The 11,970-nt window shown below is 67.1% G+C and carries 13 protein-coding genes; 5 read left to right on the top strand and 8 right to left on the bottom strand.

The genetic code is table 11. The features are described from left to right. Positions 1-17: 17 nt before the first annotated feature. The 4 genes from V3G39_15155 to V3G39_15140 all read left to right on the top strand — a co-directional run bounded on the left by V3G39_15155 (position 18) and on the right by V3G39_15140 (position 2,665). Positions 18-269 carry an acyl carrier protein gene (locus V3G39_15155; GenBank protein XAS75968.1) on the top strand — a complete coding sequence of 84 codons (252 nt, stop codon included), beginning with the start codon at positions 18-20 and terminating at the stop codon, positions 267-269. Further along, on the top strand, positions 266-1,489 hold the full coding sequence (locus V3G39_15150; protein ID XAS75967.1) for an AMP-binding protein: 1,224 nt from the start codon (positions 266-268) through the stop codon (positions 1,487-1,489). The genes V3G39_15155 and V3G39_15150 overlap by 4 nt, the downstream gene beginning before the upstream one ends. Beyond that, positions 1,482-2,231: an SDR family NAD(P)-dependent oxidoreductase gene (locus V3G39_15145; protein ID XAS75966.1), complete on the top strand. Its 750-nt coding sequence runs from the start codon at positions 1,482-1,484 to the stop codon at positions 2,229-2,231. Before V3G39_15150 ends, V3G39_15145 begins: the two co-directional genes overlap by 8 nt. A gap of 74 nt (positions 2,232-2,305) precedes the next feature. Then, positions 2,306-2,665, top strand: coding sequence for a hypothetical protein (locus V3G39_15140; protein XAS75965.1), 360 nt, complete (start codon positions 2,306-2,308; stop codon positions 2,663-2,665). A 44-nt stretch (positions 2,666-2,709) separates the two neighbouring features. Here V3G39_15140 and V3G39_15135 read toward each other — a convergent pair whose 3' ends face one another. The 6 genes from V3G39_15135 to V3G39_15110 all read right to left on the bottom strand — a co-directional run bounded on the left by V3G39_15135 (position 2,710) and on the right by V3G39_15110 (position 8,208). Next, a complete protein-coding gene (locus V3G39_15135) occupies positions 2,710-4,383 on the bottom strand; it encodes a sodium:solute symporter family protein (GenBank protein XAS75964.1) in 1,674 nt (557 codons plus the stop codon). After that, positions 4,380-4,667 carry a DUF3311 domain-containing protein gene (locus tag V3G39_15130; protein XAS75963.1) on the bottom strand — a complete coding sequence of 96 codons (288 nt, stop codon included), beginning with the start codon at positions 4,665-4,667 and terminating at the stop codon, positions 4,380-4,382. The genes V3G39_15135 and V3G39_15130 overlap by 4 nt, the downstream gene beginning before the upstream one ends. Positions 4,668-4,759: 92 nt before the next feature. Continuing rightward, positions 4,760-5,611 (bottom strand): biotin-dependent carboxyltransferase family protein, encoded by an 852-nt coding sequence (locus V3G39_15125; protein ID XAS75962.1) that lies wholly within the window; start codon positions 5,609-5,611, stop codon positions 4,760-4,762. Further along, entirely contained in the window at positions 5,608-6,237 is a 630-nt protein-coding gene (locus V3G39_15120; GenBank protein ID XAS75961.1) for an allophanate hydrolase subunit 1, read from the bottom strand. The genes V3G39_15125 and V3G39_15120 overlap by 4 nt, the downstream gene beginning before the upstream one ends. Then, positions 6,230-6,988 carry a 5-oxoprolinase subunit PxpA gene (locus V3G39_15115; protein ID XAS75960.1) on the bottom strand — a complete coding sequence of 253 codons (759 nt, stop codon included), beginning with the start codon at positions 6,986-6,988 and terminating at the stop codon, positions 6,230-6,232. The genes V3G39_15120 and V3G39_15115 overlap by 8 nt, the downstream gene beginning before the upstream one ends. Continuing rightward, a complete protein-coding gene (locus V3G39_15110) occupies positions 6,985-8,208 on the bottom strand; it encodes an NRAMP family divalent metal transporter (GenBank protein ID XAS75959.1) in 1,224 nt (407 codons plus the stop codon). Before V3G39_15110 ends, V3G39_15115 begins: the two co-directional genes overlap by 4 nt. Before the next feature lie 144 nt (positions 8,209-8,352). Between V3G39_15110 and V3G39_15105 the strand changes: the two genes are divergently transcribed. Further along, entirely contained in the window at positions 8,353-9,069 is a 717-nt protein-coding gene (locus V3G39_15105) for a GntR family transcriptional regulator (GenBank protein XAS75958.1), read from the top strand. Positions 9,070-9,099: 30 nt separating this feature from the next. Here V3G39_15105 and V3G39_15100 read toward each other — a convergent pair whose 3' ends face one another. Beyond that, entirely contained in the window at positions 9,100-10,431 is a 1,332-nt protein-coding gene (locus V3G39_15100) for a C1 family peptidase (protein ID XAS75957.1), read from the bottom strand. Between the two features lie 9 nt (positions 10,432-10,440). Further along, positions 10,441-11,937, bottom strand: a complete 1,497-nt coding sequence (locus V3G39_15095) for a hypothetical protein (GenBank protein XAS75956.1) — start codon at positions 11,935-11,937, stop codon at positions 10,441-10,443. Positions 11,938-11,970 lie beyond the last annotated feature (33 nt).

Below are 11,970 nucleotides of genomic sequence, written 5' to 3'. Positions count from 1 at the left end.
GTCTAGACTACATCGCCATGACCACCCTTCCCCGTGAACAGGTCCGCACCATGATGGGCGAGGTCCTCGCCGCGCAGGGTAAGGAGCTTCCCGCCGACGACGACACCCAGCTGGATACGATCGGCTTCCGCTCCCTGGACTTCTCCGAGCTGGCGTTGCGTGTCGAGGACGAGTTGGACGAGGAGCTCAACTTCGACGCGCCCGGGTTGCGGTCCGTGCAGACCATCGCCGACGTCCTGACCTTCATCGAACAACTTCAGCAGTCTTGAGTCCTGCCCTGCCAGCGGGCGCGGACAACACGGTCGTCGCTCGCGGTTACACCGGCACCTGGCGGGATCTGCCGTCCGCGCCCGGGCCGGTTGCGGCGGCCCACCTGGTCAGTGACAACGCGCAGGCCCTGAGTGCGGTCTGGGCACACGCGCGTGACCCACGACGCGAAACGCTGATCGCCGCCTCGTCCCGGATCGGCGAAGAGCAGCAGCAGCAGTTCCTCGACTCCGGGCTGGCGGTCGTCCATCCGCCGCAGGTGACCGAGGCGACCACCCGCCGCGACCCCGAACCGGGCCGTATCTGGCTACTCACCAGCGGATCCACCGGCCGGCCCAAGCAGGTCGGGCACACCCTGGAGTCGTTGACGACCATCGGCGGTACCCAGCCACGTCGGACCTGGCTGTGCCCGTACGCCACGGGCGCCTACGCCTGGTGGCAGATCGTCACCTTGTCTTTGCAGCTGCCGGGGCAGGACGTGGTGTTCGTCGAGCCTGATCAGATCGACAGCTGGCCGCAGCTCGCCGCCGAGCACGGGGTCACCGCGGCGTCCGGCACGCCGACCTTCTGGCGGCAGGCGATATTCCGCGCTGCGGACGCGCTCGCACAGGTGCCGTTGGAGCAGATCACCCTGGGCGGCGAGCCCGTCGATCAGGCCATCCTGACGCAGTTGCACGAGTTCTACCCGGCGGCCCGGATCTCCTGGATCTACGCCTCGTCCGAGGCCGGCGCGGCCATCGTGGTGCATGACGGTCTGGCGGGTTTCCCTTCGGCATGGTTGGAACGCGCGACTCCGGGGCGCCCCGAGCTGCGCATCCGTGACGGCGAGCTGCTCATCGCCTCCGCGAAGGCCGCCGAGGGAATGGACGCCCAGATCCGTACCGGTGACCGCGCCGAGGTCGTCGACGGCCGCGTGTTGATCACCGGTCGCATCGCCTCGGATGAGATCAATGTGGGCGGGTCGAAGGCTTCTGCCGCAACGGTTCGCGGCGTGTTGTTGGCACATCCTGGTGTCGTATGGGCGGCGGTCAAGGGACGGCGCGCACCGCTGGTGGGCAATGTCGTCACCGCCCAGGTCGTGTTGTCCAGCGAGGCCACCGAATGCACGGAGGCGGACCTGACGGCCTGGTGTGCAGCGCGACTACCCGACTACAGCGTGCCGCGCCGCCTGAAACTGCTGCCCGAAATCCCCATCAAGGAGTCCCTGAAATCCGATGTCTGAAATGTCTGCACCCATCCCCGCCGCCCGCTGCGTGCTCGTATCCGGCGGATCTCGGGGCCTCGGTCTGGCCCTCGTCATGGATGCCCTCGACGCGGGCGCCAAGGTTGCGACGTTCGCGCGCACGGTGACGCCGGAGCTGGAGCAGCTGGCTGCGCAACGTCCGGACGACGTGCATATCGGCTCGGTCGACATCACCGATGAGTCGGCGGTGCGGACCTTCATCAAGGAGGCCGCAGCGCACCTCGGCCCGATCGATGCGCTGGTCAACAACGCCGCCATCGGTCAGGATTCGCTGCACGTTCATACCTCACCCGAGCGCATCGCGGCCATCATCGCCACCAACCTGACCGCTCCGCTGATCGTCACCCGCGCCTTCCTACGGCATGCGATGGCCAAGGCAGGTCGCGGGCGCATCGTGATGGTCACGTCGGTCTGCGCACAGCGCGGCTACTCCGGCCTGGTCACCTACTCCGCCACCAAGGGCGGCCTGGACTCAGCGATGCGGACCCTCGCCCGGGAGATGCACGGCAGATTCCTGGTCAACTCCGTAGCACCGGGCTTCTTCGCCTCCGAGATGTCCTCGGTGCTCGGCAGCGAAGAGCTGGCGACCATCACCCGCCGCACCCCGACGAGCCGGTTGGTGGAGCCGGAGAACATCGCACCCGTCGTGCGGTCGCTGCTCTTCACCGACACCAACATCAACGGCCAGGTCATCACCATCGACGGCGGCGGCAGCATCTGATCCCGCCGACGGATCCGCGGGCACCCGACCTGCAGATCATCGCCTCGGCCGCCGAGGCGCGTGCAGTGGCGGGGGTGCGGACCTACCTTCCGGACGGTCGCGCCGTGGTCTGGGCCGCACCGCACGAGGCTGGCACCGCGCACGCTGTCGATGCCGAACCGGCGTACGCCCGGGTGTCGTCACGGCTGGCCCGACGGGTCGGCAGCGATGACCCGGTGGTGGTCTGGACACTGTGGACCCGCGCCGAAGTGATCGCCAAACTATTTGATCTTCCGGTGCTGTCCTGGTTGGCGTGGCCCGGTCTCATGCCTCCCGCCGCGTTGGCGGATCAGGTCGCCCTCCGTACGGTTCTCGTGCCCGACGACGCGACCGGTGGCATCCGCGTCACCTGCGGCACGGTCGGATCGTTGCGAACAGCAACGCGGCCGGAGTAGTTCCGACCGCGCTGCTGTAACTGCCTCTTATCAAGATCCTCGGGTCAGAAGTTGTCCTGTCCCAGCGGGTCGCGGTTGTAGACCGCCGCCCTGGGGTCCTCGGAGTCGGCGAAGTAGTCGATCTTCGCGGTCTCATCGTGTCCGTACGGTGTCTTCATTGCCCGGAAGACGAAGGTGAGCACGACCGCCACGATGAAGTTCAGCGCCAACGCGGTGGCTCCGATATAACCCAGTTGGTTGATGCCGGGGATGATCGCTGAGGATCCGGCGAAGTGGGATGTCGTCGCGGAGGAGATGCCGAATGCCTTCCAGGTGCCGTAGATCATCGCGACAGCCCAGCCGATCAACAGCGCCCACCGGTGCAACCACTTGGTGTACAGGCCGACGACGATGGCGGGGAAGGTCTGCAGGATCCAGATGCCGCCGAGCAGTTGGAAGTTGATCGCGTTCTGCTTGTCCAGAGCGAGGACGAACCCGACCGCGAATACCTTCACGACCAGGGAGACCAGCTTGGAGATCTTGGCCTCCTCCTGGGGCGTGGCATCGGGCTTCAGCCACTCCTTGTAGATGTTGCGGGTGAAGGTGTTGGACGCGGCGATGGACATGATGGCTGCGGGTACGAGCGCGCCGATAGCGATGGCAGCGAACGCGACTCCTGCGAACCAACCGGGGAACTGGTCCAGGAAGAGCTGCGGGACCACCAGTTGCGCGTTGGGTTTGTTACCGAAACCGAGGGGTTTGGTACCGGCCGCGATCGCGACCCAGCCAAGAAGCGCCAACAGTGCCAGCGCGAGCGAGTAGGCCGGCAGGATCGCGGCGTTACGTCGGATGGTCTTGCGACTCTTGGACGCCAGCACCGCGGTAATCGAGTGTGGGTACATGAACAGCGCCAACGCCGATCCGAACGCGAGGGTGATGTAGGTCCACTGCGCCGGTTTGGGCACGGTGGCCGGGAACGGTTTACCGGCCGGAGCGGCCGCACTCTTGGCGTTGACGGCATCGAAGATATGACCCCAGCCACCGACCTTGCTCGGCAGGTAGATGATCGCCACGATGATGACCAGGTAGATCAGCCCGTCCTTGACGAAGGCGATGATCGCCGGTGCGCGTAGACCACTGGTGTAGGTGTAGGCCGCGAGCACGGCGAACGCGATGATCAGCGGGATGTCCTTGACGAACCAGTTGCTGCCGCCACCGACTCCGGCCACTTCCAGCACAGCCTGGATGCCGACCAGTTGCAACGCGATGTAGGGCAGGGTGGCCAGGATCCCGGTGATGGCAATCGCCAGGGACAAGCCGCGCGATCCGTAGCGCCCGCGTACGAAATCCGCGCCGGTGACGTAGCCGTGTCGGTGACTGACCGACCACAGCCGGGACATGAAGAAGAAGATGATCGGGTAGGCGACGATCGTGTAGGGCACGGCGAAGAAGCCGGAGACCGCACCGAGGGCGTACATCGCGGCCGGCACGGCAACGAAGGTGTAGGCGGTGTACAGGTCGCCGCCGAGCAGGAACCAGGTAACCCAGGTGCCGAAGGATCGCCCGCCCAGGCCCCACTCGTCCAGGCTGTCCAGTGAGTCGGCTTTACGCCAGCGGCTGGCCAGGAACCCGATGACGGTGACCAGCAGGAACAACACGATCAGCACGGTCAGCGCGACGCTGTGCACGCCGGAGTTGGGGCGGGAGGGGTTGGCCACCTGGGGGATCAGGGCATTCATGCGTCACCTTCGGTGGATGCGGACGGCTCGGCGCGCTGGATCGCACGGTACGGTCGGGCCTTTTGGACCACGAGGTAGGCGGCCCAGCAGAAACCGGCGGTGAGGGGGACCCACAGCAGCTGGTACCAGATGAAGAACGGGAACGGGCCCAGTTTCGGATCCTGCCGGGAGTACCACCCGACCGGAATCAGCGCGAGCATGGGGATGAGTAGCAAAACGCCGGTCAGCCACAGCAGGCCGACCCTGGCCGGCGGTGCCTCATCAGGATTCTGATGTTCTGACATTGCGAACCTCCAAATCGGAAGGGGGACAAGGCTTGTAAACCACGAACACTGGAACGTAACCCGAAAAAAGTGATCGTGACCGACGCTTCTGGTCACGATTTGTCTCGGAAGACGATTTGTTGCCCGGGTCGGGCCTGGGCGGCGAGGTCGACGTCGGTGGATATTACGACGGCGATGACCGGGTATCCACCGGTGACGGGGTGGTCGGACAGGAACAGGACCGGTTCCCCAGAGGGAGGGACCTGAAGGGCTCCCCGGACCACGCCTTCGCTGGGTAGCTCGGGCAGGTCAGGTACGAACCGCATCGGCTCGCCCTCCAGTCGGATCCCGATCCGGTCGCTACGGCTGGATGCTGTCCATGCGCGGCCGAACGGGTCGTCAGCGACCCGGCTCGCCCGAGGCCCGCGCCGGGCGCGCAGCACGATGGCGCCGGCCGGTGGTGACCACACGGCGGCCTGATCCAGGATGGGTAGGGCGCGTGCGGGCACTGCGATCGGTAGCACGGTTCCCGCTGTCAGTGCTGGTGGCCCGAGGCCGGACAGGACGTCGGTGGCCCGGGAACCGAGTACCGGTGCCACCGCGATGCCACCGCGGACCGCTAGATAGCTGCGTAGGCCGGTCCGGGGAGTGGCGAGGGCGAGGACCGACCCGGCGGGCATCCGCAGCACGGCGTTGTGACCGACGGGGGTGCCGTCCAAGGTTGCGGGGGCGGGTGCACCGGTGAGGGCCACGATCAGGTCGTGGTCAGCGCGCACGTTGAGCCCACCGAAGACGATTTCGATGCTGGCGGCGTCGGGTGCGTTGCCGACCAACCGGTTCGCGAGGTCGTGCGACCCACGGTCCGCCGCGCCTGAGCGCCCGACACCTTGGCCACCCAGACCCGGCCGTCCGTGGTCCTGCAGCAGGGCCAGCGGACCGGTCGCCAACACGGTCAGGGTGTTCACCGGCGTGCCACGAATCGGACCATGGTGCCCACCTGGAGCAGTGCCGGCGGTCGGCGTTCCAAGTCCCACAACGGTGCGTCGGTGTGCCCGATCAACTGCCAGCCGCCGGGTGAGGACCGGGGGTAGATGCCGCTGAACTCGCCTGCCAAGCCAACAGATCCGGCCGGAACGGTGGTGCGGGACTCGGCGCGGCGAGCCACTGTGAGTCGGGGGTCACCGCCGACGAGGTAGGCGAATCCCGGCGCGAAGCCACCGAATCCGACCCGCCAGGGCGTCGCCGTGTGCGCGCTGATCACCTCATCGGTGCTGAGCCCGGTCAGCTGCGCGACGTCCTGCAGGTCGGGTCCGTCGTACGTCACCTCGATCGTGGTCTCGTCCGTGTCGTTGCCGGGCCGGATGTCCGCGGCCTGGTCGGCAAGCTCGGTCAGTCGCGCGCTGAGCACGTCAAGGGATCGACCGGGCGCGACCGTCACCAGGACGGTGCGCCCACCGGGTACGACGTCGTACAGCTGCAACGTGGTGCGCTGCGCCTCGATCGCGGCAACGACGGCGAAGACCGCGTCCAGATCGGCCAGTTCGAGCAGGAGGGCGGCGTCGCCGCAAGGCAGAACCGTTACGTCAGGCAAAGCTGCCCACCTCCACACCCTCGCGGACCAGAGCCGATCGCACGGCGCGCGCCATGTCCACCGCACCGGGTGAGTCCCCGTGGACGCACACCGACTGTGCCCGCACCTTGACGGTCGACCCGTCGACCGCGGTGATGACCCCCTGCTGCACCAGGCGCAGCATCCGGGCGGCGACCTCGTCCGGGTCATGTAACAACGCCCCGGGCTCATGACGCGGCACCAGGGTCGCCTGCGGGGTGTACCCGCGGTCGGCGAAAGCCTCGGCGATCGTGCGCAGGCCTCGAGCCTGCGCCTGAGCCAGGAACACCGAACCGGGCAGACCGAGCACCGGCAGCGTCGGGTCGTACTCCAGGACTGCATCGATCACGGCCCGCGCCTGGGCTTCGTGGTGCACGATCGTGTTGTACAGCGCGCCGTGCGGTTTGAGGTACCGCACCTGGGTGCCCGTGGCCCGGCACAGTCCGTCCAGCCCGCCCAGTTGGTAGAGCACGTCGTCGGTCAGCTCCCGTGGTGCCACGTCCAGGAACCGCCGACCGAAACCGGCCAGATCCCGGTATCCGACCTGGGCGCCGACGACCACACCGGCAGCGACCGCCAACTGACAGGTCCGCCGCAACGTGGTCGGGTCCCCGGCATGGAACCCGCAGGCCACGTTGGCACTGCTCACCTGCGCGAGGACGGCCTCGTCATCACCGAGTGTCCACCGACCGAAGGACTCGCCGACATCGCTGTTCAGGTCCACGCGGGTCATGCGAGTTTGCCGAGGCTGGTGATGGAGGAGTAGCCGAGGTAGAGAGTGATCAGCCACGCGACCACACCGACGATCAGCAACCACCGCGGATATGCATAACCCTGCAGCAGGTCCCGTCGGCGCCAGGCGACCCATAGCACCAGGGTGAACCCGATCGGCAGGATCAGCCCGTTGAATGCCCCGGCGAAGATGAGCAGTTTTACCGGTGCGCTGCCGATGATCAGGAAGATGACGGCGCAGAATGCGATGAAGCCCACGGTCAGCAGATTGCGTAGCTTCTCCGAACTCTGCCGGCGGGTCAGGAAGCTGACCGAGGTGTAGGCCGCGCCGATCACCGAGGTGAGGCTCGCCGCCCACAGGATGATGCCGAAGGTACGCAGCCCGACCTCGCCGGCCGCGGCCTGGAATGCACTGGCCGAGGGATTGTCCTTGGACAGGGTCACCCCGCCGGCGACCACACCGAGCACTGCGAGGAAGAGCAGTGCGCGCATGACCGCGGTGATCAGCACGCCGATGACCGAGCTGCGGGCGATGTCACGGGAGTGCTCGGGCCCGGCGAGGCCGGAGTCCAGCGCGCGGTGTGCTCCGGCATAGGTGATGTAGCCGCCGACGGTTCCTCCGATGAGGGTGGTGATCACGACCAGATCGATGGTGCTCGGTGCGACGGTGTTGCGCAGCGCGGACAGAACGGGGGGCCGCGAGACGATCGCGACGTACCCGGTCAGGAGGATCATCGCCCCACCGAGAACCACGACGATCCGGTCCAGGGCGACGCCGGCCCGCTTGACCAGGAAGATTCCGATGGCGATCAGTGCGGAGAGCACGCCGCCGAGCTTGACGTTCATACCGAGCATGGCAGCGGTCCCCAGGCCGGCGCCGCCGATATTGCCGATGTTGAACACCACCCCGCCCAGCACGACCAGGCCCGCCAGTGCCCATCCCAGACCCGGCAGCACCGAGTTGCCGAGCTCACCGACCCGTAACCCGGATATCCCCACGACGCGCCATACGTTCAACTGCACCGCGACGTCGATCAGGGTGGAGGCCAGCACCGCGAAAGCGAACGCAGCACCGAGTTTCGCGGTGAAGGTCGTGGTCTGGGTGATGAAACCCGGCCCGATCGCGCTGGTGGCCATCAGGAACATGGCACCCAGGACGGCGCCCCTGTTCGCCTTCGATGCTCGGGTGGCTGACTTCTCGTCGAGAGTCGTGTCGGTCATCAGTTTCACTTTCGTCGGCGGTCGGGTGTGACTACGGCCACAACGAAAGATAGCGATTGTTGAACAATCCCACAAGGGGTCAGTATGAAACTCGGCAATCGTGTGCCGAACCGGCGATGTGGCGCATCGACCTAGGATCGTCAGGTGGTGAAGACGACAGGGGATATGGCTGACCCGTTCGATGCGTTGGTGCACGCCAGAGCGGGTATGGCGGTGCAGAGCACGGCGGACCGCGTCGCCAATGTGCTGCGCGACCAAATTGCCGAGGGTCTGCTCCGCTGCGGTATGCAGCTGCCCGAGCAGCAGATCTGTGCGGCTCTGGCCGTCTCTCGCAATACCGTGCGCGAGGCGTTGACACAGCTCATCGGTGAACGGGTGCTGGTCCGGGAAGCGCACCGCGGGGTGTTCGTGGCCACTCCCGGTGTCGAGACGGTCCGCGATATCTATCGGGCCCGACGCATTCTGGAACCCGCCGTGCTGCGCACTGTTGATCCCACGCCCTCGGCCACCGCAGCTCTGCGAGCCGCAGTGGCCGAGGGTCAGCGGGCCGCCGCCGTCGACGACGGGGACGGGGTGGGCAGTGCGAACCAGCACTTCCACCGCGAACTCGTCGCCCTGGCAGGTAGCGAACGCCTCGACCATCAGATGGCGTTGCTCCTGGCCGAGATGCGCCTGGTCTTCCACCAGGTGGGCCCATCGCAGGAGTTCCACCTGCCGTATCTGGCCGACAACGACGCGATCTGCGCCTTTCTGGAGGCCGGCGACCGGCTCGGGGCGTCCGACTACCTGACCGGGTACCTCGATCGTGCCTGCGCCGCCCTGCTGTCCGCCATCGCCGACAAGTCGATCGCCGAGAAGTAGCCGGGCCACACCTGACGGGGTGCTGCGGCGCTATCTGGCGAGAGCACCCATCGGGTCCCAGGCCGGAAGCACGATCGGCTCGGTGTCCAGCGCTGCCCGAAGTTCGACGGGCAGTCGATCCTTGTGCGCCGCGATCTCGAACACGTACGGCGCAAACCAGGAATCGTTCATCGTGTAGAACCCCTGGTCAGCCTTGCTGTCGCCCCAGGAGTTCTCCACCCGCCACTTGCGCGGGGTGTCCCCGTCCAGGTCCACCCCGGTCAGCAACATTGCGTGCGTCATCAGCGTGTCGTGGAACTCCAGCCGTCCTGCCTTGTCCATACCGAGCTGGGCGTCGTAGACACCGTCGTAGTCGTAGAGATCGGCGTCCCAGATGCCGAGGTCGCCGGCCATCATCTTGCCTACATCGCACCCGAACCAGACGGGCTCACCACCGCTGATCGCCGCCGCGGCAATGCTTTTCAGCAGGTCGGGCTCGACATTGAGGTAGGTCACGGGCGCTCCGCCCACGACGTTGCCGAGCTCGTCGACGGTGAAGGTGGCCCCGCGCGGGCTGCTCTGCCGGGGGTCGTCCACCAGGCAGACGTAGTCGCTCAGGTCCTGCTCGACGTACCGGGCGGCGAACTCCTGCGGGGTCTGTGTGGTGTCGCGGTGGAACTGTTTGTCCTTGTCGGTCCACTGCCAGTCAACGGTCTCCGGCGGGCTGCCCAGATGCATTGCCAGGATCCGGTACGCCGTCGACATCACCTGCGCTCTGATGCCGTCCACGTCCTTCACCGCGGCGGCCCGCAGATCACGCGCAGCCTGGCGTAGCAACGACTGCAGTACCGCGTTCATCGGCGCGGTCTGTGCTGACGACTGCGTCTCGGGCATCGCCTGCTTCGGGACCAGGCCATGCTTCTGGACCAGTGCTACGAACATGTTCCACTGGCCGCCGTCGCCCATCACCTCGTCGAGGACGAAACCGAGGGTGCGGTCGTCGCTGGGGCGGTCACGCAGCCGGACGACGGAGTCCATGAAGTAGTTGCAACGCTCCAACTTGTCCCAGAACAGCAGGTGGTTCTGGGAGAATTCGAAGTCCTTCAGGCCCATCCGGCGCGCCGCGCCCACCCGCAGCAGGTTGAGACCGGCGAACAGCCAACACCGTCCACTCTTCTCCTGATTGGTGACCTTCCAGTCGTCCAACCGGTGGGACATCGACGTGTCGGTGCGCGTCACGATCTCGCGGTCGAGCGCCACGTCCTTGAGGGCCGTCACGGTGAGAGCGTTCTGCATGACCCGGTAGGTGGACTGGGACCGGAACTCTTTGCGCAGCAGTTCGATGTCGTCGGGAGTCAGGGCTGTTGTCGTTGCTTCGCTCATCAATGCACCTTACCGACCGGGCCGGTTGCCGATCCTGCTCCGGGCGGCTTCGACCAGCCGGGACGTGGGTGCGGTCATCAGGAACAACGCCTGCCGGGCGCGCGGGCCGTGCTCGGTCTTGATGGCGTGCTCCAGCGCTCGGATCCGACGCTCCTGCCGGGTGGCCATGGCCTGCAGGCTCACCACCTTGCTGTGCCGCTCGCGTAATGCACTCTCCAGCTGCGCGAGCCTCTCCAACTGCGTGACCCGGGAGACGTGTTCGGCGTCGACCGATGGTGGCAGCCGACGGGCAGGAAGGGCCACCGCGTGCCGCAGCTGCTGCGCCTGACGCCATGTGGCGGCATCCGGCCGGAGATCTGCCCAGACTCCCAGCTCCTGAGCGACGCCGGTAGTGTCCAGCTCCGGCGCGTACGGATGGTGGGCGGTGCCCGCAACCAGTGCGGCGAGATCCAGGAGGCCGGCCGCGGTCGCGACGGTCGTCGTCGGTGCTGTCGGTGCTGTCGGTGCTGTCGGTGCTGTCGGCGTGGTCGGGAGCGAGTCCTGCGAGGGGCGACTCACCTCGATCCGGAGCGCGAGGACGCCGGCATCTGTTCGCACCACGTTGCGAGGCGCGGCGAGGGCGCGTTGATCGGCCGGCAGGGCAGCGACCAGATCGGCGTAGGAGCAGATCAGGGCGCCGATCTGCTCGTGCCCGCCTACCCGTAACGCGCTGGTGAGCAGCACTTCCAGTGGGTCACCCGCAGTCACCGAGGGCTCCGGAAGTGTGGTGGCGAAGACAGTCGGCAGATCCTGCGGCAACGCCGTACCGCGCACCAGCACCCACCCGGTCGCCAGGGCACTGCAGGCACCCGCATCCACGGCATCCAGCCAGCCCTGGTGTGCGACGAGCGCCGCGCGCATCGTGGTCGTGGTGAGCGGGTCGGCAATGCGCTGATATTCGACGACAGCGATATCGCCGAAGACCACCCGAGCGGGCGGTGCGGGCAACTCTGCCTGCACCGGGACCCTCTCGTCGTACCCCGCAGAACCGACCCACCACGACGGGTCGCCGGATGCGCGGCTGTGCGGAAGCGGGTAGGCGGCCAGCGCGTTCGGCACATAGGCGATGAGCCGGCCACCGGCATGGGTCGCAGCCAGATCGAGGACATCGAGATGACCCAGGCCGGGCGAGTCGGGGGTCAACACGCGGTCGGGACCGTCCAACATCACGACTGTGTCGTAACCGGCCCGTGTCGGCAGCCGGTCCAAACCCCCGCACTGCACCCGAACTCCCTCGCTGTGCAGTCGGTCTGCGTCAATCGTCCCGCGTACCAGCACATCCGCGCGAGCACCGAGGTGTTGCGCGATACCGGCCGCGCGAGGACCGATCAGCAGCACCGAGCCGTTGCTGCGCGACAACACGGTGGCCACCCATGCGGTCAGCGCCGATGGCGGGTCGATCCCATCGCACCACCCGGTCATCTCCCCGCCGAGCAGGATGGGCGCAGTCGTTGCCGAGCTCGTCATTCTCGTAGCCTAGGGCGGACGACCGCCGACGGA

This window comes from Dermatophilaceae bacterium Sec6.4 (genome assembly GCA_039636865.1).
Taxonomy (GTDB): Bacteria; Actinomycetota; Actinomycetes; order Actinomycetales; family Dermatophilaceae; genus Allobranchiibius.
Note: the sequence above shows the minus strand (reverse complement) of the source record. Positions and strands in the feature narration are given on the sequence as shown.